The 20,846-nt window shown below is 71.4% G+C and carries 23 protein-coding genes; 11 read left to right on the top strand and 12 right to left on the bottom strand.

Annotated elements, in window-relative coordinates; genetic code table 11:
- Together MKK60_RS09435 and MKK60_RS09430 are read left to right on the top strand one after the other, a co-directional pair.
- Positions 1–198: hypothetical protein (locus MKK60_RS09435; protein WP_243985272.1), on the top strand; the 198-nt coding region annotated here is incomplete at its 5' end.
- Between the two features lie 37 nt (positions 199–235).
- Entirely contained in the window at positions 236–478 is a 243-nt protein-coding gene (locus tag MKK60_RS09430; protein ID WP_147729926.1) for a hypothetical protein, read from the top strand.
- Positions 479–488: 10 nt separating this feature from the next.
- On the opposite strand, the gene MKK60_RS09425 is transcribed toward MKK60_RS09430, so the two are convergent.
- Positions 489–1,979: an amidase gene (locus tag MKK60_RS09425; protein ID WP_243985270.1), complete on the bottom strand. Its 1,491-nt coding sequence runs from the start codon at positions 1,977–1,979 to the stop codon at positions 489–491.
- A 75-nt stretch (positions 1,980–2,054) separates the two neighbouring features.
- Positions 2,055–2,576 (bottom strand): DUF2244 domain-containing protein, encoded by a 522-nt coding sequence (locus MKK60_RS09420; RefSeq protein WP_147728907.1) that lies wholly within the window; start codon positions 2,574–2,576, stop codon positions 2,055–2,057.
- A 20-nt stretch (positions 2,577–2,596) separates the two neighbouring features.
- On the opposite strand from MKK60_RS09420, the gene nth reads away from it, so the two are divergent.
- A complete protein-coding gene (nth, locus tag MKK60_RS09415) occupies positions 2,597–3,325 on the top strand; it encodes an endonuclease III (RefSeq protein WP_243985268.1) in 729 nt (242 codons plus the stop codon).
- Positions 3,326–3,654: 329 nt separating this feature from the next.
- Positions 3,655–4,449 (top strand): phosphoribosylaminoimidazolesuccinocarboxamide synthase, encoded by a 795-nt coding sequence (gene purC / locus MKK60_RS09410; RefSeq protein WP_147728905.1) that lies wholly within the window; start codon positions 3,655–3,657, stop codon positions 4,447–4,449.
- On the opposite strand, the gene MKK60_RS09405 is transcribed toward purC, so the two are convergent.
- From MKK60_RS09405 to MKK60_RS09390, 4 genes are all read right to left on the bottom strand, one after another.
- Positions 4,397–6,145 carry a glycosyltransferase gene (locus MKK60_RS09405; protein ID WP_243985262.1) on the bottom strand — a complete coding sequence of 583 codons (1,749 nt, stop codon included), beginning with the start codon at positions 6,143–6,145 and terminating at the stop codon, positions 4,397–4,399. The two genes, purC and MKK60_RS09405, sit on opposite strands and share 53 nt — an antisense overlap.
- A gap of 2 nt (positions 6,146–6,147) precedes the next feature.
- Positions 6,148–7,977, bottom strand: a complete 1,830-nt coding sequence (locus MKK60_RS09400; RefSeq protein ID WP_243985275.1) for a glycosyltransferase family 2 protein — start codon at positions 7,975–7,977, stop codon at positions 6,148–6,150.
- A gap of 190 nt (positions 7,978–8,167) precedes the next feature.
- Entirely contained in the window at positions 8,168–8,821 is a 654-nt protein-coding gene (locus MKK60_RS09395; protein ID WP_147859469.1) for a hypothetical protein, read from the bottom strand.
- A 17-nt stretch (positions 8,822–8,838) separates the two neighbouring features.
- Positions 8,839–9,375: an invasion associated locus B family protein gene (locus tag MKK60_RS09390; RefSeq protein WP_243938115.1), complete on the bottom strand. Its 537-nt coding sequence runs from the start codon at positions 9,373–9,375 to the stop codon at positions 8,839–8,841.
- Positions 9,376–9,651: 276 nt separating this feature from the next.
- Here MKK60_RS09390 and MKK60_RS09385 point away from each other — a divergent pair, with 276 nt between their 5' ends.
- Complete coding sequence (locus MKK60_RS09385; RefSeq protein ID WP_147727962.1) at positions 9,652–10,026, top strand: hypothetical protein; 375 nt, start codon at positions 9,652–9,654, stop codon at positions 10,024–10,026.
- A 206-nt stretch (positions 10,027–10,232) separates the two neighbouring features.
- On the opposite strand, the gene MKK60_RS09380 is transcribed toward MKK60_RS09385, so the two are convergent.
- The 4 genes from MKK60_RS09380 to MKK60_RS09365 form a co-directional block, all read right to left on the bottom strand.
- Positions 10,233–10,967: a M48 family metallopeptidase gene (locus tag MKK60_RS09380; protein WP_243985260.1), complete on the bottom strand. Its 735-nt coding sequence runs from the start codon at positions 10,965–10,967 to the stop codon at positions 10,233–10,235.
- 85 nt (positions 10,968–11,052) lie between these two features.
- Positions 11,053–12,330 carry a polyhydroxyalkanoate depolymerase gene (locus MKK60_RS09375; RefSeq protein WP_243951676.1) on the bottom strand — a complete coding sequence of 426 codons (1,278 nt, stop codon included), beginning with the start codon at positions 12,328–12,330 and terminating at the stop codon, positions 11,053–11,055.
- Positions 12,331–12,539: 209 nt separating this feature from the next.
- Entirely contained in the window at positions 12,540–13,616 is a 1,077-nt protein-coding gene (locus MKK60_RS09370) for a tartrate dehydrogenase (RefSeq protein ID WP_147727964.1), read from the bottom strand.
- A 42-nt stretch (positions 13,617–13,658) separates the two neighbouring features.
- Positions 13,659–14,957, bottom strand: a complete 1,299-nt coding sequence (locus MKK60_RS09365) for an MFS transporter (RefSeq protein ID WP_243985254.1) — start codon at positions 14,955–14,957, stop codon at positions 13,659–13,661.
- A 156-nt stretch (positions 14,958–15,113) separates the two neighbouring features.
- Between MKK60_RS09365 and MKK60_RS09360 the strand changes: the two genes are divergently transcribed.
- The 4 genes from MKK60_RS09360 (at position 15,114) to MKK60_RS09345 (ending at position 18,547) form a co-directional block, all read left to right on the top strand.
- Complete coding sequence (locus MKK60_RS09360; RefSeq protein ID WP_243985252.1) at positions 15,114–15,818, top strand: GntR family transcriptional regulator; 705 nt, start codon at positions 15,114–15,116, stop codon at positions 15,816–15,818.
- Positions 15,819–16,126: 308 nt separating this feature from the next.
- A complete protein-coding gene (locus tag MKK60_RS09355; RefSeq protein ID WP_147729039.1) occupies positions 16,127–17,218 on the top strand; it encodes a pilus assembly protein TadG-related protein in 1,092 nt (363 codons plus the stop codon).
- Between the two features lie 11 nt (positions 17,219–17,229).
- Positions 17,230–17,898, top strand: a complete 669-nt coding sequence (locus MKK60_RS09350) for a TadE/TadG family type IV pilus assembly protein (RefSeq protein ID WP_243985250.1) — start codon at positions 17,230–17,232, stop codon at positions 17,896–17,898.
- 16 nt (positions 17,899–17,914) lie between these two features.
- Positions 17,915–18,547, top strand: a complete 633-nt coding sequence (locus MKK60_RS09345) for a TadE/TadG family type IV pilus assembly protein (RefSeq protein WP_243985248.1) — start codon at positions 17,915–17,917, stop codon at positions 18,545–18,547.
- Positions 18,548–18,626: 79 nt separating this feature from the next.
- Here MKK60_RS09345 and MKK60_RS09340 read toward each other — a convergent pair whose 3' ends face one another.
- Both MKK60_RS09340 and MKK60_RS09335 read right to left on the bottom strand, forming a co-directional pair.
- Positions 18,627–19,244 carry a YqgE/AlgH family protein gene (locus MKK60_RS09340; protein ID WP_187274848.1) on the bottom strand — a complete coding sequence of 206 codons (618 nt, stop codon included), beginning with the start codon at positions 19,242–19,244 and terminating at the stop codon, positions 18,627–18,629.
- Positions 19,245–19,308: 64 nt separating this feature from the next.
- On the bottom strand, positions 19,309–19,593 hold the full coding sequence (locus tag MKK60_RS09335) for a hypothetical protein (RefSeq protein WP_243985246.1): 285 nt from the start codon (positions 19,591–19,593) through the stop codon (positions 19,309–19,311).
- A gap of 479 nt (positions 19,594–20,072) precedes the next feature.
- Here MKK60_RS09335 and MKK60_RS09330 point away from each other — a divergent pair, with 479 nt between their 5' ends.
- Positions 20,073–20,555 carry a peroxiredoxin gene (locus MKK60_RS09330; RefSeq protein ID WP_147728447.1) on the top strand — a complete coding sequence of 161 codons (483 nt, stop codon included), beginning with the start codon at positions 20,073–20,075 and terminating at the stop codon, positions 20,553–20,555.
- A 108-nt stretch (positions 20,556–20,663) separates the two neighbouring features.
- On the top strand, positions 20,664–20,846 hold a 183-nt coding region (locus tag MKK60_RS09325; RefSeq protein ID WP_409567343.1), incomplete at its 3' end, for a DedA family protein.

Here is a 20,846-nt window from a genome sequence, read left to right as displayed (position 1 = left end):
CGAGATGGCCGGGCCGCGCGCTTGATCAGTACGAATGAAACGCATCAAAGCGGCGGCTATATCTACCCGCTGCGCGCAGAGGTCGAACACCCGAATAAACCCGATCGCTGGAAAAGCTGGTTCTACATGCGGGACGGTTGCGAGCGATCCCGAGACGGGTGCGCCCTCTCCGGGAACGATCGGCCCCTCCATCCGTAGAACCGCGTCGCCGCCGGGGCGGCACGGAGCATGCGCGATGGCGATCCAGGCCCTGAACGACCGCAAGAAGCTGTCGAGCGATTTCAACGAGGCCAACGACGCCTTCATCGATGCGGTGCTCAACGCGCTGAAGGCCGGCGAGATGCCGCTGGAGCTGGCCCGCGCCTACCTCGCCCACCCGGTGGCGATGATGCATGCGGACGGGGCGCAGGCGGTGGCCAACTACTTCGACCGCATCCTGGCGCAGCGCCCGACGATCGACTGGGCGCCGGGCGCGTAGGGACGGCCGGTCAGATCGCGGGCGGGGCGAAGCCCCCGAAGCTCGCCTCGAGATGACGGCCGAGGGCGAGGGCCACGTCCTCGCGCCACGGGTGGGCCGCCACCTGCACCCCGATCGGCATCCCCTCGGGCGAGGTGCCGACGCGGACCGCCACCGCCGGCCAGCCGGTGAGGTTGTGGTTCTGGGCGTAGCCGACCCCGCGCTGCAGCGCCGGATCGAAGCTGGTGCCGTGCACCGGCGCGACGTAGGGCGCCACCGGCGACAGCACCGCGTCGTAGCCCTGCAGGAAGGCGAGCTGCGCGTTGCGAAACGCGTCCCAGCGGGCGAACGCCGCCAGCGCCTCGGTGATGCTGGCCATGGCCGGCGCCGCGCGCGTGCCGAGCGACTGCTCGAACAGCGGCGAGATCCGCTCGGTCCCGATCGAGCGCAGGAAGGCCCGGGTGCCGGCGCCCCCGTCGCCGCGGGTCATGTCGTAGTAGACCGCCGCCGCCGTCTCGGCCTCCGGCAGGCGGCGCTCCTCGACCGTCAGGCCGGCCTCCGCGAACGCCCTCGCCGCCGCGCGCACGGCCGCCGCGATCTCCGGCGTCGGGGCCGAGGCGCCGTCGTCGTCGAAGAAGGCGAGCTTCAGCCCGCGCAGGCCGACGGCGTCCGGATCGCGCAACGGCATGTCGACGATGGTGTAGTCGCGAAAATCCGGCCCGGCGACGATGGGCAGCGCGAGGGCGAGGTCGTCGACGCGACGGGCGATCAGGCTGACGTGGAACACGCTGTTGCGGGCACCCATCGGCCGGGGAAACTGCCCGGTGCGCGGGATGCGGCCCGAGGTCGGCTTCAGCGCGGCCAGCCCGCAATAATGCGCCGGCACGCGGATGCTGCCGCCGGCATCGGTGCCGAGGCCGAGGGGCGAGCCGCCGGCCGCGACGATCGCCGCCTCGCCGCCGCTGCTGCCGCCCGGCGTGCGGGCGAGGTCGTAGGGGTTGTTGGTGCGGCCGTAGACGAGGTTGTCGGTCTCCAGCGCGCCGGCGAGCTCCGGCACGTTGGTCTTGCCGAGCACGATCGCGCCGGCCGCGCGAAGGCGGGCCACCGCAGTCGCGTCGGCCTTCGGCACGTAGGCGGCCCGGCCCAGCGTGCCGCCGGTGCAGACCACGCCCGCGGTCTCCAGCGTGTCCTTGATCGTCACCGGGACGCCGTGCAGCGGTTTCGGCGCCTCGCCCCGCGCCAGGACGGCGTCGGCGGCCGCCGCCTCGCGCCGCGCGGAGTCGGCGATGAGCTGCACGACGGCGTTGAGCTGCGGGTTGACCGCGGCGATGCGGGCCAGATGCGCCTCGACCACCTCCGCGGCGGTGACGCGCCGGGTGCGGATCGCCTCGGCCAGCGCGCTCGCGGAGGCGGCGGTGAGCGCGTTCGTGCCGCCCGCCCGGGCGGGCGATGCCGCGAGGGCCGCAGCCGTCGCGATCCCGCCGAGCAGGGCGCGTCGGTCGATGGTGGTGGTGTCGTGCACGGGCGTCATCCGCTGGGGTGTGGGGGACGAGGCATCTTCCGTGCCGGCGCGGCCGGGAGACACGCGGCGCCCCGGTCAGTACCCCTTCTTCACCTGCGCCAGCGCGCCGGTGAGGCCGCGGGCGATGCGGGCGCGCTCGTCGGGCGAGGCGTCGCGGGCGACGACGACGTATTCCCGGCGCGAGACCAGGGTCAGGCGCTGCAACCCGAACTCCTCGTCCTCGACCTGGGTGAGCTTGGTCCAGAGCGGGTTGAAGCGCCATTGGTGGCGCTCGCCGCGGTGGCTGACGCGGGTGAGCAGGATCTCGAGCTGGGAGATCATCACCTCCTCGAAGGAGCGGCCGCGGCGGAAGCTGACCTTGAGCGCAGCGTAGATCGCCAGCATGTCAAGGCCGAAGAAGCCGGCGACCGGCCAGAAGCCCATGCGCCAGCACCAGACCGAGATCACCAGCGAGACCAGGCAGCAGCCCGTCATCACCACCTTGAAGCCGGCGCGGCTCAGGGACTGGGCCGGCCGGATGGTGGCCGAGAACACCGGCCGGTCGATGGTATCGGGATCGAGGCCGTCCGGGTGGACGTGGAGGTTGCCGCTCGCCATGGGGCCAATATAACCCGACGATGCCAGCCAGGAAGCCGCCCGCCGTGAAGAAAGCCGCGATCGGGGGCACGCTCGCCCGACCGATCGTCGCACGCGCCACCCGCGCGCCCGATCCGGTCGGCTCCGAGGCCGTCGTCGCGATCTTCTCGCGCCTGCGGGCGGCCAATCCCGAGCCGCGGGCCGAGCTCACGTTCCTCAACCCCTACACGCTGCTCGTCGCGGTGGTGCTGTCGGCCCAGGCGACCGACGTCGGCGTGAACCGGGCGACCGGGCCGCTCTTCGCGATCGCCGACACCCCGGAGGCGATGCTGGCGCTCGGCGAGGACCGGGTGCGCGACTTCATCCGCACGATCGGGCTGTTCAACACCAAGGCGAAGAACGTGATCGCGCTCTCGCGCATCCTGGTCGAGCAGCACGGCGGGGTGGTTCCGCGCAGCCAGGCGGAGCTGCAGGTGCTGCCCGGCGTCGGCGCCAAGACCGCGAGCGTGGTGCTCAACGTCGCCTTCGGCGAGGCCCGCATCGCGGTCGACACCCACATCTTCCGCGTCGCCAACCGCATCCCGCTGGTGGTCGCCGCCACCACCGACAAGGTCCAGGCCGGGCTGGAGGCGCTGGTGCCCGAGCCCTTCCGCCTCAATGCCCACCACTGGCTGATCCTGTTCGGCCGCTACGTCTGCAAGGCGCGCAAGCCCGACTGCCCGAACTGCCCGATCGCCGACCTGTGCCGCTACCCGGACAAGACGGCGTGAGGGGGCGCCCCGGTGCGAGGCCTGCAAGGGGGAAGGCATCCCGCCATCCCGCCCGCCATCCCGGGGCGCCGAAGGCGAGCCCGGGATGACGGGGCGGGGGCGGGAAGCGTGCGCGCGACGGACGAACGCCGCCGTCGACCAAGGCCGAGGAAGGCGCGCCGCGCGTATCCCCCACCCGGCTAACGCGTTGTGCTGCCAGCGCGCTTCGGGTAGTTTGCGGCACGGTCGCCGGGGTTCCCAGCCATGACATGTGCCCGCGGCCCGACCTCTCCCGAGGTCTGAACGCCGCGGAATCCGCGCACGTCTCGTCGCCAAGGAGCCACGGCCCGATGGACTTCCTCAAACCACGGTACACGCCTATGAACCGCCGCCGTCGCATCTACGAGGGCAAGGCGAAGGTCCTCTACGAGGGTCCGGAGCCGGGAACGCTCATCCAGCACTTCAAGGACGACGCGACCGCCTTCAACGCGAAGAAGCACGAGATCATCGACGGCAAGGGCGTGCTGAACAACCGGATCTCGGAGTTCGTCTTCCAGCACCTCAACGACATCGGCGTGCCGACCCATTTCATTCGCCGGCTCAACATGCGCGAGCAGCTGATCCGCGAAGTCGAGATCATCCCGCTCGAGGTGGTGGTGCGCAACGTCGCCGCCGGCTCGCTGGCGACGCGGCTCGGGCTCGAGGAGGGCACCCAGCTGCCGCGCTCGATCATCGAGTTCTACTACAAGAACGACGCGCTCAACGACCCGATGGTGTCGGAGGAGCACATCACCGCGTTCGGCTGGGCGACGCCCCAGGAGATCGACGACATCATGGCGCTGGCGATCCGCGTCAACGACTTCCTGTCGGGCCTGTTCCTCGGCGTCGGCATCCGCCTGGTGGACTTCAAGATCGAGACCGGCCGCCTGTGGGAGGGCGACATGATGCGCATCGTCGTCGCCGACGAGATCTCCCCGGATTCGTGCCGGCTGTGGGACATCAAGTCCGCCGACAAGCTCGACAAGGACCGCTTCCGCAAGGATCTCGGCGGCCTGATCGAGGCCTATACCGAGGTCGCCAAGCGGCTCGGGATCATGTCGGAGAACGAGAAGGTCCAGACCGGCGGACCGCGCCTGGTCCAGTAGGGCCGTCGACGGCGCCCGCGCGCAGCCGGGCGTGGGTCGAGAGATCGGGATCGAAGCCCGGATGATAATGGGGGTCCTGCACCAGCAGCGGCCCCCAACGCATTTTAAATGCCGCGACCTCGCGGGCGTGGCGGCTTTCAGCCTCCGGCGAGCGCCTTCGGCTCGCGCCCTCGCGGTGATGCAGCACCGCGCCTGGCACCATCAGCGTGCGGTGGCCGGCCGCGTTCAGGCGCAGGCACAGGTCGACGTCGTTGAAGTCGACCGCGAAATGCGCGGCGTCGAAGCCGCCGACCGCGCGGAACTTGGCCGCCTCGACCACGAGGCAGGCGGCGGTGACGGCCGAGACCGCATGCGTCGCCCGCAGGCGCATGCCGTCGCCGGGGGCGTCCCCGGGGAAGTGCCGATGCGCGTGGGTGGCGAGGCCTCCGGTGCCGAGCACGATGCCGCCGTGCTGGATCCGGCCCTCCCCGTCGAGCAGCTTGGCGCCGACCGCGCCGATCTCGGGCCGCAGCGCCTCGCGCACCATCCGCCCGAGCCAGTCCGGCCTGAAGGCCTCGACGTCGTTGTTGACGAAGGCGAGCAGCGCGCCCCGCGCCAGCGCGGCGGCGGCGTTGTTCATGCCGGCGAAGTCGAACGGCCCCGGGCAGGCGACGACGCGCACCCCCTCGCCTTCGAGGGCGCGGAAGTAGGCCAGGGTCTCGGGCGCGCGGCTGTCGTTGTCGGCGATCAGGATCTCGAGGGTCGGCCAGTCGGTGCGGGTGCGCAGGCCGTCGAGGCACGCGCGCAGCAGATCGACCCGGTCGCGGGTCGGGACGATGACGCTGACCAGGGGAAGCGGATCGGGCAGCGGATGCAGGGCCGAGACGACGCCGTCGGGTTCGCACGCGAGCCGGGTCGCGGCCCGACCGGTGCGGTCGAGGTGGCGGCGTAGGCTGGCGAGCCGGGTTTCGAGATGGGCGTCTCGCGGCCCCCGCCTTCCCTCGCCCTGAAGCGGGAGAGGGTGGGCCTCGGGCGAGCGAGGGTCGGGAGCGGGGAGCGCCGTAGCCGGATCGGTCGCTTCCCTCTCCCGCCCGCCTTCGGAGGGTCCCCTCCCCCGCAGAGGGGGGAGGGAAGACGCGCGGTCGGAAGCGAGGTCCGGCCCGATCCGAACCGAAACGATCCCCGGCAGGTGCCCGATCGCGTCCGGGCCGAAGCGCTCGACGATGCGCAAGGCGGCGTCGAGCGCCGAGATCTCCGCGTCCCCGCCGGCGATCGCGCAAAGGCTCGTCCGGCGCACGGCGAGCACCGGGCCGAGCCAGTCGACGGCCATCAGATAGTCGGGATCGAAGGCCGGGCGCAGCAGCGGGAACACCGGGCCGCCGGGCGAAGCCTGGACCAGCGCGTCGCCGTAGAGCGCGTGCAGGCTCGGATCGGCGGCGAAGGCGGCGGCGAAGGCTCGGCGGGCACCCGCGACGAGCGCGTGACCCGGTGCCGTGAGCAGGCGGAGGTCGGGATCGTCGGACGGGACGAGCTCGGTCGGAAACCGGTCCAGGATCCGGGGCGGCAGCGCCAGGCGGTGATCGATGCCGACGAGGGCCGCGCATTGCTGGCGCGCGCGCAGGCGCCGGCCGGTGAGGCGGGCCCAGAGGATCGCGAAGGTCCGCCGCGGATGACGCGCCAGGGTGGCGGCGACGGCGCGCGTGACCGAGCCAGCCATGGCTATTCCAGGTCCTCGCCGAAGGTCGTGAGCGACAGGGCGGGATGATAGGACGGATCGTGCCGGATCACGTCGCGCCAGCGCTCGGTGAAGCGGGCGGCTTCCGCCTCGAACCGGATGCGCTTGGCGCCCACCGACGGGCCGCGGCTCACTGATTCGAGGTGAGCCAGGGTGGCGGCCGGCGTCCACACCGTCTTGCAACCGGCCGCCCCGAGGCGGAGGCAGAAATCCACGTCGTTGAAATCGACCGGGAACGCCTCCGCGTCGAAGCCGCCGACCGCCCGATAGTTTTCCCGTGAAACAGCGAGGCACGCGGCGGTGACGGCCGAGACCTCGTGCGCGACCCGCATCTGCCCGAGACGGCCGGGGCTGCCCGCGGGGCGCTTGCGCAGGATGTGCCCGGCCCGCCCGCCGAGCCCGACGACGACGCCGGCATGCTGCAACGTGCCGTTCGCGTAGAGCAGCTTGGCGCCGACCGCGCCGACCTCCGGCCGCAGCGCCTGCCGGACCATCGCGTCGAGCCAATCCGGGTGCAGCACCGCCACGTCGTTGTTGAGCAGCACGACGACGGCGCCGGTCGCGGCCGCCACCCCGGCATTGACCATCGCCGAGAAGTTGAAGGGCGCATCGAACGCGACGATCCGCACCCGCCGATCGCGCCGGAGCGCGTCGTAGTGAGCGAGGACCGCCGGATCGGTCGAGCCGTTGTCGACGATCACGCACTCGATGGCAGGGTAGGCGGTCTCGTGCAGGACGCCGCGGCAGACCCGCTCGATCAGGTCGAGCCGGTCGCGCGACGGGATCACGATGCTGACGCGCGGCGCCGGCTCGGGCAGCGGCCAGAGCAGGTCGACGACGCCGTCGCGGATCACCGGCTCGGCGGCGTCGGTGCGATGCCGGGCGAGCGCGGCGGCGCGCGGCGCGGCATCCGGCGCGGCCCCGGTGGTCTCGGCGAGGATGCGCGGGAGGTGCGCCACACGGGTCGCGCGCGCGCCGAGCCACAGGTCGAGGACGAGCGGAAACGCCGCGATCGCCCCGGCCGGGTCTTCGGGAAGGCGCGCGAGCAGGGCCGGCGCGGCGAGCCACGGCCGGCCCTGGTAGCCGGTGGTGCGGGCGAGATCCGGGCTCCAATCCGGTTTCAGCCGGGGCGCGCCGTCGCGCAGCTCGTCGGCGTAGATCAGGTCGGCCGTGCCGATCTCCGCGGCGAGCCGAGCGAGCGCGTCGGGCCTCAGCCGGTCGCCGGCGCGGAGCAGGCAGAGGGGCGCGATTCCGAGGACATCCCCGAGGCCGCGATCGTCGCGCCAGGCCTCGTGCGCGATGCGAGGGTCGTCGGGCGTGGCCTGCAAGGTGGCGTGCAGGACGATCGCGCGCCAGTCGGGATGGGTCTGCGCGCGCAGGCTCGCGAGCGTCGCGGCGAGGCTTTCGGCATCCGCGTCGGCCAGGACGAGCACGCGGATCATGCCGAACGCCCCCTTCCCTCCCCCGCCTTCGGGGGAGGGCGGAGGGAGGGCGCGGTCCGCCGCCCAATCCGAGAACCGCGCGCGCGGCGTCACCGCGCAGGTCCCGCGGAGGGTGTCGCGATAGCGGCGCTCGTCGCCGCGCAGGCGTTCGTAGAGGGCGGAGACGGCGCGGAGCGGCCGGGTCGCGAGCGCTTGCAGGAACAGGCTCGCCTCGGTGCGGCGGCCGACGCGCTCCAGCACGAAGCCGGGTCCGGCGGCGAGGTGGATCTCGCGGAGGTCGTCCGGGAGCAGGCCGAGCCAGTGGGCGCAGGGCTGCGCGACGCCGGGCAGCACCACGTCCTGCGCGCCCTCGGCGCGGATCAGGCGCAGCATCGGCCGGCGCGGCCGGGCGGTCGGCGGCTCGCGATAGGTCAGGACGACCCAGCCGCCGCGGCCGATCTCCGGCAGCACGAGGCGGCGGTCGAAGACCGGGTCGGCGGCCGGCACGCAGTGGAACGCGGTCGCGCGCCCGAGGTCGAGCCGGGCGGTCAGGCGCGGAACGGGCCGTCTCCCGGCTTGGGCTTCACTGCGCGGCGCCCGCCTCGGCCGGAGCTTCGGAGGGCGCCTCGGACGGGGCCTGGGCCACCGGCGCGCGGCGGCGGGGTTTCGGCTTCGCCGCCGCCGCCTTCGGGGCGCCGCCCAGGCCGACGACGATCTCGTAGTCGGCGCTCACGGCGGCCGGCACGGGGATGTCGTCCTCCACCACCGTGGCGAAGCCCTGGGCCTCGCCCGACCCGACCGAGACCGCGACGCGGCGGGTGCGGGTGCTGACGGTCTTGTCGTCGTGCTTGATCGCGATGGTGAAGGGCACGTCGAACCGGCCGGGCGCGCCGGAGGGGCCGAGCAGGACGCGGGCCTCGATGCCGACCTTGACCGTGATCGACCCGTCCGCGCGCCGGGTGCACTCGCGGGCGATGCGCCCCAGGGAGACCTGGCTGCGGATGCCGGCGCCGGTGGCGCCGGCCGGGTTGGTGAGCGCGGCGCCGCCGTCCGGCACGTCGACGGTCGGGCAGTTGGGCGCCTCGAGCTCCTTGGGCTGCGACGGCGGCACGGTGGTGCCGCCGTACTTGAGCAGGTTGGAGAAGATGTTGCCCTCCTCGGCGCCCGCGGGCGCCGCGCCGAGCGCGAGGGCGAGCCCGCAGAGGGCCGTTCGCCCGATCCCCAAAGCCCCGATCATGCCGCGCCTCCCGATGGTCACTTCAGGCTGTCGAACCCGGCCGCGAAGCCCTTCATCGACAGCGGGATGCCGACGCCCTCTTCCGGCGTCTGGAACACGATGAAGGTCGCCTGCGTGCCGGCCTTGAACTGGCGCACGAGGCCCTCGTCCATCACCACCTCGGCGACGCAGCCGGTGGTGAGGCAGCGCACGAAGCCGGCGCGGCCGACGTCGGTCTGGTCGATCTTCAGCCCGAGGCCCGACGGCAGCAGCACGCCGAGCGGCGCGACCACCCGCAGCAGGTAGCCGCGGTTGTCGGCGGTCTTCAGCACGATGACCACCAGGGTTAGGTTCGGGCGGTCCTCGGCGGCGAGGTACTGCACCATGGCGCATTGCTCGGCCTTGGCGCCGGCCGGGGTCTCGCAGCGCAGCTGCCAGTCCTCGAAGGTCTTGCGCACCATGCCCTGCGCCTGCGCCGCGCCGCCGAGGCCGCCCAGCAGGCCGCCGGCGAGGGCCACGGTTGCCAGCGCCGACGACAGGCGCCTGACACGGTCGAAACTCCTGTGCAGCCGCACCGACGATCCCTTCACGAGCGCGCCCCCGAGCCCGTTGCGGGCGGGAGGCCATGCCGAAAACCCGGGTGTTCCGACCATGCGGGGCCCGGCGCTGTCAAGCGAGCCGCGCCGGCGCGCGCGGCAAACGCGCGGGCCTCAGCGCTGCCTCGTCCTGCCCGGGCCCGAAACGCGGCGGCCGGACACCGTGCGGACCGAATGTTGCCACAATGCGCTATCGCCGGGACGCGCCGCGACCTAGATATCGCAGCGATGCATCATCACACGAGAGCCGGCGCCATGCGTGTCCTCGCCCTGACGGTCCTGCTGCTCGGCGCCACCGGCGTCGCGGCGACGGCCGAGCCGCTTCCAATCGGCGAGACGACCTACGTCGAGCGCTCGCTCAACCGCAGCGGCCTGCTCACGGTCGAGCATCCGCCGGTGGAGGTGAACCCCTACGGCCGCCGCAACGGCAACGCCGCCATCGCCGGCTTCTGCCGCGAGGGCGGGCTGATCCGTCGCCGCGACGAATTCGGCAACCCGATCGTCGTGCGCCAGCGCGAGCTCTGCGACAGCGTCGCCCCGCGCACCCTCGATCCCGGCGAGGTCGACCCCCGCCCGGCCTGGCCGGCGGAACGGGTCTCGCGCGAGCGGGTGCTGCGCGCGAAGGGGTGAGATTCGCGAAGCCGCACCGTTCGCGCACGCGGTTTCACGCCCCTTCCCGTCATTCCGGGGCGCCGAAGGCGGCCCGGGATCCAGAACCGCAGGTCGTGTTCCCGTATGCGCCGTCGCGGCTCTGGATTCCGGGCTCCGCTGCGCGGCCCCGGGATGACGGGGAGGGACCGGTGGAATGGCGCGTCCTCGGTCCGCGATCCGCACCCTCACCCGTAGCGATGCAGCGCCGTGCCGTTGCGCTTGAGCCAGGCCTCGGCCGCGTCGACCTCGGGGCAGAGCTGGCCGAGCAGCGTCCAGAACCGGGCCGAATGGTTCATCTCGCGCAGGTGCGCCATCTCGTGGGCGACGAGGTAGTCGAGCACGACGGGCGGCGCGAGGATCAGGCGCCAGGAGAAGTTCAAGGCGCCGCCGGCGGTGCACGAGCCCCAGCGGCTGCGCGTGTCGCGCACCGTGATCCGCACCGGGCCCTGGCCGAGCTTGGCCGTGTAGTGCGCCACCGCACGCGCGAGGTCGCGGCGCACCTCCCCGTCGAGGAAGGCCTGCACCCGGCGGGCGACGTGCTCGGGCCCGCAGGAGACCGACAGCACCGGCTCGGCCGCGTCGGCCTCGATCCGGGTGATGCCGCTGCGCGAGCACCGCCGCACGATCCGGTGCGGCACGCCGCGCAGGGGCACCATCGCGCCCTCCGCGAACGGCACCCGCTCGGGCACGCGGGCGAGGCGCGCGGCGATCCAGCCGCCGTGGCTCACGGCGAAGCGCTGGGCGGTGCTGATCGCGCTGCGGGCCGGCAGGGTAATCACCACCTCGCCGGTGGCGGCCGAGACCCGCAGCGTCAGGCGCCGCGCGGTCGGGCGCCGACGCACCGCGACGCGGTAGGTCTCGCCGTCATGCACGATATCGAGATGGTCGGGATCGGGGCGTCGCAGCAGCGCGAAGGGCATGGTGCCAGTCTAGCTGCGTGGCCGCCGCCCCTCCAGGGCGGCGACGCCAGATTCCGGCGCGTTTTCGCCCCGTCGGAAGCGCCGCTCAGCTCGCGAGCTGAATCGGCGCCGCGGCGTCGGCCGGAAGCCCCTGCATCGCGCGCACGAAGGCGGCGATCCGCGGGGCGATGATCGTGCGGTAGCGCGAGCCGTTGAACACGCCGTAATGCCCGACGCCCGGCTGCAGGTGGTAGGCCTTGCGCTCCTGGGGCAGGTTCGGCGTCAGGTCGAGGGCGGCGAGCGTCTGGCCGACGCCGGAGATATCGTCGTTCTCGCCCTCGACCGCGAGGATCGCGCAGCGGCGGATCGCCGTCAGGTCGACTGGCACGCCGCGGTGGCGCATCGTGCCCTTGGGCAGGTCGTGGTTCACGAACACCGTCTCGACGGTCTGGAGGTAGAACTCGGCCGTCAGGTCCATCACCGCCAGGTACTCGTCGTAGAACTCGCGGTGCTTCTCCGCCGAATCGCCGTCGCCCTTCACGAGATGGTCGAACATGTCGGAATGGGCCGTCACGTGCCGGTCGAGATTCATCGCCATGAATCCCGAGAGCTGCAGGAAGCCCGGATAGACCGCCCGCCACGCGCCCGGATGGATCGGCGGCACGTAGGAGATCGTGTTGGTCTCGAACCAGGCCTGCCCGCGCTCCTGCGCCATGCAGTTCACGGCGGTGGGCGAGCGGCGGGTGTCGATCGGCCCGCCCATTAGGGTCATCGAGACCGGCACGCCGGGATCGCCCGCGGCCTCCATCACCGCGATCGCCGCCAGCACCGGCACCGCGGGCTGGCACACGGCCATCACGTGCAGGTCCGGCCCGAGCGCGGCGAAGATCGCCTTGCAATAGTCGATGTAGCTGTCGAGATCGAACCGGCCGGCGAGCAGCGGCACCATGCGCGCATCCGACCAGTCGGTGACGAAGACGTCGTGGTTCGGCAGCATCGCCTCGACGGTGCCGCGCAGCAGCGTCGCGTAGTGGCCCGACATCGGCGCGACCACGAGGAGCTTCGGCTGCGGGCTGGCCGGCGGGGTCGCGAAGGCGCGCTCGAACGCGATCACCCGGCAGAACGGCCGCTCCCACACGATCCGCTCGGTCACCCGCACGGCGACGCCGTCGACGACGGTCTCGGACAGCCCGAAGGCCGGCTTGCCGTAGCGGCGGGTGGCCCGCTCGAACATCTCGCAGCCGGCCGCCATCGAGCGGGCGTAGGGCGAGTAGGCGAGCGGGTTGGCCGGGTTCTGCAGGCCGAACCGTGCCATGTCGGCGGCCATGCGCGCCGGCGCCATCAGGAACCGCATGCCCTCGAAGGCGGTGTAGGCGAGATCCATCCGGGCCATCGAACGCTCCTTCGCCCGGACGCGGCCGTCGGGCGTTGCAGGCAACCACCTTACCCGGGCGATGGTTCCGGTGAAGGCCCGTCGCGCGGACGTGATGCGATGGTCCTCGGCTCGTTACGCGACACGGCGTGGTCGAGGCGCGGGTCCCCTCTCCCGGACGGGAGAGGGGCGGGGCGGTGCTTCCCGGCCCCCCGAACAACCTACGCGTTGTCGCCGCGGATCGCGGCGATGACCGCGTCGGTGACCTGGCGCGTGGTGGCGGTGCCGCCGAGGTCCGGCGTGTGCAGGCTCGGGTCGGCGGTGACGCGCTCGACCGCGCGCATCAGCCGGTCGGCCGCCGGCGCCTCGCCGAGATGCTCCAGCATCTGGCACGCGGTCCAGAAGGTGGCGATCGGGTTGGCGATGCCCTTGCCCGTGATGTCGAAGGCCGAGCCGTGGATCGGCTCGAACATCGACGGGTAGGTGCGCTCCGGGTTGATGTTGGCGGTCGGCGCGATGCCGAGCGAGCCGGCGAGCGCCGCGGCGAGGTCCGAGAGGATGTCGGCGTGGAGGTTGGTCGCGACGATGGTGTCGAGCGTCTGCGGCTTCATCGTCATGCGCATGGTCATGGCGTCGACCAGCATCTTGTCCCAGGTCACGTCGGGAAAGTCCCGGGCGACCTCCGCCGCGATCTCGTCCCACATCACCATGGCGTGGCGCTGGGCGTTCGACTTCGTCACCACGGTCAGGAGCTTGCGCGGGCGCGACTGCGCGAGCTTGAAGGCGTAGCGGATGATCCGGTCGACCCCGGAGCGGGTCATCATCGAGACGTCGGTGGCGACCTCGTTCGGATGGCCCTGGTGCACGCGCCCGCCGACGCCCGCATACTCGCCTTCCGAGTTCTCGCGCACGATCACCCAGTCGAGCTCCGGCCCCGACACGTGGCGCAGCGGCGAGGTGATGCCGGGCAGGATCCGGGTCGGGCGGACGTTGGCGTACTGGTCGAAGGGCTGGCAGATCGCGAGCCTGAGGCCCCAAAGCGTGATGTGGTCGGGCACGTCGGGCGCGCCGACGGCGCCGAAGAAGATCGCGTCGTGGTGGCGGATCTGGTCGCGCCCGTCGGCGGGCATCATCACGCCGTGGCGCTTGTAGTAGTCCGAGCCCCAGTCGAAGTGGTCGAACCGGAAATCGAAGCTGCCGGCCTTCTCGGCGAGCGCGTCGAGCACCTCGATGCCGGCGGCGATGACTTCGATGCCGATGCCGTCGGCGGGAATGGCGGCGATTCTGTAGGTGGTCATGACGGGTCTCCGTGGGATGCGGTGCGCGGATCGAGCGGGGTTCTAGCGCGCGGTGGCGCCGGCCGGCTCGGCCCGCCGCCCGGAGCGGGCGACGACGAGCGTGAGGACGGCCGAGAGGACGAGGAGCGCCGCCACGAAGACCAGGCCGCCGGTGAAGCTACCGGTGCGGTCCTTGATCCAGCCGATCGCCCAGGGGCCGACGAAGCCGCCGAGGTTGCCGATCGCGTTGATCGTGGCGATGCCCACCGCCGCGGCCGAGCCGGACAGGAACATCGTCGGCATCGCCCAAAGCGGGGGCTTGGCCGAGCTGATGCCGACGTTGACGAGGCTCAGGGCCGCGACGACCGCCAGCGTCGAGGCGGCGCCGCCGGCCAGCATCAGGCCGGCCGCCGCGACGAGGCAGGCGACGACCACGTGCCAAGTGCGCTCGCCGGTCCGGTCGGAATGGCGCGCCCACAGGATCATCGCGACCACCGCGACGGTCGGCGGCACGGCGTTGAGGAAGCCGACCGCCAGCGTCGACAGGCCGAAGCTCCTGATGATCTGCGGCGCCCAGATGCCGAGCGTGTAGAGGCCGGCGGAGGTGCCGAAGTAGATCAGCGCGAGCGCCAGCACGCGGATGTCGGTGATCCCGGCCATGAGGCCGTGCTTGGCGTGCACCCGCTTGCCGGCGCGCTCGGCGTCCATCTCCGCGACGAGCCAAGCGCGCTGGTCGTCGGCGAGCCACGTCGCCTTCTCGGGCCGGTCGGTGAGGTAGAACAGCACGACGACCCCGAGGATCACGGCCGGCACCGCCTCGACGATGAACATCCACTGCCAGCCGTGCAAGCCGAGGAGGCCCTCCATCTCCAGGAGCGCGCTGGAGAGCGGCGAGCCGAGCAGCACCGAGATCGGCGCCGCCGCCATGAACAGCGAGACCACCGCCGCGCGGTAGCGGGCCGGGAACCAGTAGGTCAGGTAGAGGATGATGCCGGGAAAGAACCCGGCTTCCGCCGCGCCGAGCAGGAAGCGCAGCGCGTAGAAGCTGGTCTCGCCTTGGATGAAGGCGAAGGCGCCCGACAGCATCCCCCAGGTGATCATCACCCGGGCGATCCACAAGCGCGCGCCGACCTTGTCGAGGATGTAGTTCGAGGGCACCTCGAACAGGAAGTACCCGAAGAAGAACACCCCGGCGCCGAAGCCGAACACCGCCGAGGTGAAGCCGAGGTCCTTGTTCATCGTTAGGGCGGCGAAGCCGATGTTCACCCGGTCGATGAAGGCGACGAAGTACAGCAGGCAGATAAACGGCACCAGGCGCCACGCGACCCGGCGCATGGTCGCCTGCTCGAGCGAGCGGTCCATCGTGTCCTCCTCGGATGGGCTCCGGCGATCGAGTCGGTCTTCAGTGCCAACTTCCATGCAAGATGGCATGTGATAAGATATTGCAGGCGGGCGCGTCAAGCCTGCATTGCAGCCTCCATGGAAGCTGATAGGCCTGCGCCGCGGTGGGAGGTCCTGATGGTTCGGGTGTGTGCGGGTAAGGCCGAGGAGGGCGACAGGCGTCCCTCCCTCGTCGACGACGCCTATGCGGCGATGAAGGAGGAGATCCGCGAATCGCGGTTTCCGCCCGGGTACCAAGCCTCCGAGCAGGAGATCGCGCTGCGCCTCGGCATGAGCCGGACGCCGGTCCACGAGGCCGCCATCCGCCTGCAGGAGGACGGCCTCGTCCGGATCCTGTCGCGCAAGGGCATCGTCATCTGCGCGCTGGCGCCGGCCGACATGCGCGAGATCTACGACGTGGTGATCGCGGTCGAGGGGCGGGCGGCGGCGCTGATCGCGGGCCTGCCGGAAGCGGAGCGCGAGGCGGCGGCGGCGCGGCTCGCCGCCGCCACCACCGCGATGGCCGAGGCCCGGGCGGCGGGCGACCACGCGGCCTGGGGCCATGCCGACGAGGATTTCCACCGCACCCTGGTCGAGCGCGCCGGCAACGGCCGCATGATCCGGATCAACCAGACGATCAACGACCAGTCGCACCGCGCCCGCATGCTGACGCTCAAGCTGCGCCGGGAGCTCGGAGCCTCGGTCGCCGAGCACGAGCGGATCGTCGCGGCGATCCGCCTCGGCGACGCCGCCGCGGCCCAGGAGCGCGCGCAGAGCCACCGCCTGCGCGCCCGCGACGAGCTGCTTCCGCTGCTCGAGAGCTTCGGGCTGAAGCACCTCTGACCCGAATGCGGCCGTGTCCCGGCGCCGTTCGGTCCCGCCGGAGACGGAGGCGGCGGTGGACGCCCGGTCTCACGCCGTCCTTCGCGCCACCGCCGGACCCTCGTTCCGGCGCGGAGACGATGAGATCGGGACGCGTTGCTGTGCGTTAAGCGCTTTTTTACGGTCTTCGGAAAATCGAACCGAGCAATGACGCCTCATGGACGGTCGTTCGCGCGGAACAACTTCACGTTAAATATTGCGGTTCTATACATGCACCGTGGATTGCAGGCTCGGTGATCTCGGGCCTGGGTTGCGTGTGGAGATGTCGGATGCGTCGGGCCGTGTCGCGCGCGAGACCAGCGCTGGCTCGAAACCAGAGCGGCAACGTCGTCGTGATCTTCGCCCTGAGCCTGCCGTTGCTGCTCGGCGCCGGCGGGCTCGCGATCGACTACGGCAATGCCGTCCGCATCCGCGCCGTCGCGGCCAGCGTCGCGGACGCGACCGCGCTCCTCGTCGCCAACGCCGATACGGTCGCGGCGGCGGCCGAGGGTTTCCGCCTCGCCAACGCCCAGCTCACGTCCCGCCTTGGCACGGCCAATGCGGCGAACGGCTACCAGATCAACGGCACCTGGATCGACGGCGCGAACTATCGCGTGACCATCTCGACGACGCTTCGGACGAGCCTGCTGCACCTGCTGCCCGGCATGCCGCGCCAGATCACCGTCGCGACCGCGACCACGGTCAACCGCGTCGCCCCCGTCTACGAGACGGCTCCGCCGACGGTGAGCCAGCTGTCTCCCGATGCCGCCGACTACAATCGGATCTACATCTACTGCTATTCGTCCGACCCGGCCCGGCAGGCCTCCGCCGACAAGGGCCGCACGATCCCGGTGCCGATCGCCGACAACGCGACGCCGCCGTCGGACTATTCCAAGTACAAGGCCCCGACCTGCGGCGCCAACGAGGCGCCGTCCTACATGCTGCGGAACGTCCGGAACGGGCGCAGCAACAAGTCCGCCTGGGACGACCCCAATCAAGAGGTGTATCAATACTACACCGATACGATGATCGACACCGGCCTGCGCGTTCAGACGATGGGCATGAAAGGCTATCGCGTCAATTCCAACGGCAGCATGACCACGGTCAACATGGTCTCGAACCCGATCCTCGAGACGATCGTCTGCGACAACCTGAGCCAATGCCGGAACAAGTCCAACGGCGGCATCCTGCCGAACAACAACACCACCCATACGCCGGCGACCTCCACCGCGAGCTGCAGCGAAGGGAAGTACATGTATTACGGGTGGGAGGATCGGCCGCCGAGCGCGGGAAGCGATCGCGACTACGACGACATCCGCATCGTCGTCTCCTGCCCGACCACGACGAAAGTCTCCGACAAGAAGCTCCGGATCGTGGAATAGGCGTTGTGTTCATGAACGCCCGCCCGACCCGTGAACCCCCTCCCCTGAGCCCGGGAATGGTCGTCGATGCGATCCGCCATCCTCGTCATCGGCAGCGGAAGGCCGGCCCGGCCCTGCGTCGCTTCCCGGCGGCGCGCGACGGAGCCAGCGCCGTCGAATTCGCGCTGGTCGCGATGCCGTTCATCGCCCTGCTGGCCATGGTCCTGCAAACGGCCCTGCTGATCTGGGCCTCGCGCGATCTCGACGATGCGCTGCAACGCGCCGGGCGGACGATCTACACGGGAGAATTCCAGACCTCGAACGCGGGCCAGAGCGACGCCGGCACCCTGCTCGCCGCCATGAAGACCGCGATCTGCGGCACCACCGCATCACGCGTCGTCACCGTGTTCGATTGCGACACCCTGAAGCTCGACGTGGCCCTGGGCAGCTCGTTCGCCGGCAGCACGATCCCGACCCCGTTGGACACAAAGACGCGCGACTGGTCCAAGGGCTTCGGCTCGAACTATGCGTGCGCGCAGCCCGGATCGATCGTCGTCGTCACCGCGGCCGTCAAGCAACGCGTCGCGTTCGGCTTCCTCTACGCGAGCCTGCCGAGCTTCGGCGACGGCTCGCGCCTGCTTCAATCCACGGCGGTGTTTCGAACCGAACCCTATGACACGTCTTCCAGCAAGAGCTGCTAGGCCGAGGAACCGGGCGATGCTGCGGACGGCCGATCGGCCGGCATCGTCCTCCGCCTTCGGATCCGATGCCCGCGGCGTCTCGGCGATCGAGTTCGCGCTCGTCCTTCCGATCCTGCTGACGATCTCGCTCGGCATCTCGGAATTCGCGCGTGCGATCGACCATTACCGGAAGGTCACGCTCCTGGCGCGGACGGTCGCGGATCTCACCGCGCAGGGCGACGCCGCGACACCGATGGCGACCGCCACGATGACCGACATCCTGGCCTCGGCCAAGCTCGTCCTCACGCCCTATGCCAGCGGCTCGGCCAGCATCGTGGTCAGCGCGCTCGGCGTGTACGCCGACGGCGGCGGCCAGCGTCCCAAGGTCTGCTCCAGCTACGCCACGAGCAACGGCACGGCCCGCGGGCTCGGGACGGCGGCCGACCTCACCGTTCCCGACGGCTTCCAGATCGGCGGCATGCGCTACGTGCTGGCCGAGGTGAGCGTTCCCTACGCGCCGCTGCTCGGCAGCAACCTGATCCGCTTCGTCGGCGGGGCCAACAACCAGTTCACGTTCAAGGCCAACGTGCCCTGGCCGGTCCGCGGCGGCCAGGCCGCCAAGTCGACCTACAACGAGGTCGTCATGCCCGGCGGCAAAGCCTGCACCTGACGAGGCTTGCACCTGAGCGCGCCTCGCCGATCTGCAAGGCGTGCGACAGCCGGCCCTTCGCGCGGGCGGGACCGCGCCGTCAGGCCCGGCCCATGCTGACCGAGAGCATCGCCGGGTCGATGCCGTTGCCGCGCAGCGCCCGGTCGTACTTTCCGGCGAGGTCGGCGTGGAAGATCAGGTCCGGGTCGGCCGGGCAGTTGAGCCAGCCGTTGGCCATGATCTCGCTCTCGAGCTGGCCCGCCTGCCAGCCGGCATAGCCGAGCGCCAGCACGGCGCTGGCCGGCCCGTCCCCCGCCGCGATCGCGCGCAGGATCTCGACGGTGGCGGTGAGGCAGATGCCGTCGTCGATGATCAGCGTCGACTGGTCGATGTGGAAGTCGTCGGTGTGGAGCACGAAGCCGCGCTTGCCCTCGACCGGGCCGCCCATCAGCACTGGCATGTGGCCGACCCGCTCGCGCAGGCGGATCGCGTCGGCCTCGCCCGCCACGTCGAGCTGCACCAGGAGGTCGGGCATCGACAGGTCGGTCACCGGCTTGTTGACGATGATGCCCATCGCGCCGTCGGCGGAGTGCGCGCAGACGTAGATGACGGAGCGGGCGAAGCGCGCATCCGTCATCCCCGGCATCGCCACGAGGAACTGGCCGTCGAGGTAGGCGGGATCGCCGGAATCGGGCATCGGTATCGAAGGCCTGGGCATCCGCGCATGCTACGCTCCGCCCCCCCGATGTCCAGCGGACAAAACGCCGTGCGGGTGTCGCCGGTCACGCGGGCGGGTCGCGCTCCGGCGTCGCCCGGTCCGGCCGCGCTCCCCGCCCTTCGGCGGTCGCCGGCGCCGAAGCGAGCACATGAGCGAGCACGCGCGCGCGCAGCAGCGGGTCGTCGATCCCCTGCCACAGGCGAAGCAGCTCCGCCGTGTCGCCGAGCGGGCAGCCGAGCGGGCAGGCGCGCGGGTCGTCGAAGGCGGAGACCGGGATCGCGAGGGACCGGGCGATCTCCGCCAGCCTGGCGGCCGCTCGGCCGGAACCTGCGACGGATTCGGAACCCATGCGCATCACCGATTGAATGATCAGAAATCAGTTTTACAGTCGGCCTTGCGGTCAGCGTAACCGATCTACGTCCGACAAAAACTATCGGATGATGGCACGACAATTCGATGGTTCCGGGCCGCGCGTCAAACCCGCATCGAGGACGGATGAATTCGCATCGCGATGTCGCGACGACGGTCGATGCCTGCATCGCGGCGCAGGCGGCGATCGGGGCGGCGGGGACGCGGACCCTCGTCCGCATCCTCCTGTTCCGGCCCGGCCGGGAGCTGGCGCGCCTGGAGCGCGCGCGGGCGAAGGCGGTGCGCCGAGGCGCGCGGTCCGAACCGGCGACCGCATCCCGATCCCGCGGCGCCATCCCTGCGATCACCCTGGCGATCACCCTTGCGCGCGCCGCCTCGCTCGACAGCCCCCGCGGGCCGCGCTACGTCACCGCCGATCCGAAGCGGCGCGATGCCGCGATGCGCGAGGAACGGTCCAACATGACGATTCAGGTCGGCGATCACCTGCCCCAGGCCACCTTCCGCATCACCGGCCCCGAGGGCCCCCTCGCCAAGACCACGGACGACGTGTTCAAGGGCCGCCGCGTCGTGCTGATCGGCGTGCCGGGCGCCTTCACCCCGAGCTGCCACCGCAACCACCTGCCGGGCTTCGTCAACAACAAGGACGCGATCCTCGCGCGCGGCGTCGACGCCATCGCGGTCACCTCGGTCAACGACGTGTTCGTGCTCGACGCGTGGTCGAAGGCCAGCGGCGCGGAAGGGCTCGAGTTCCTCGCCGACGGCAACGGCGACTTCGCCAAGGGCCTCGGCCTGGAGATGGACGGCAGCGGCTTCGGCCTCGGCATCCGCTCCAAGCGCTACGCGATGCTGGTCGAGGACGGCGTGGTGCGCGTCCTCAACGTCGAGGAATCGCCCTCGAAGGCCGAGACCTCGAGCGCCGAGGCGCTGCTCAAGGTGATCTGATCCCGGCGGGGACGCCCTTGGGAGGGCGCGCCGGCCGAGGCCGGACATGCGCCCTCGAATGGCCACCTTCCCGTTGCGAATTGCGGCCCGATCAACCCCAGGGGCCGCATGTCCTTCCTGCACGAACTGCCGATCGCCGACCTGATCGCGTCCTACGGCTACGTCGCGATCTTCGTCATCATCACCCTGGAGAGCGCCGGCGTGCCGATGCCGGGCGAGACCGTGCTGATCTCCTCGGCCGTCTATGCCGGCAGCACCGGCAACCTCAACATCGCGCTGATCATCGCCGCC

The sequence above is a fragment of the Methylobacterium sp. J-092 genome, from assembly GCF_022829325.1.
GTDB lineage: Bacteria > Pseudomonadota > Alphaproteobacteria > Rhizobiales > Beijerinckiaceae > Methylobacterium.
Note: the sequence above shows the minus strand (reverse complement) of the source record. Positions and strands in the feature narration are given on the sequence as shown.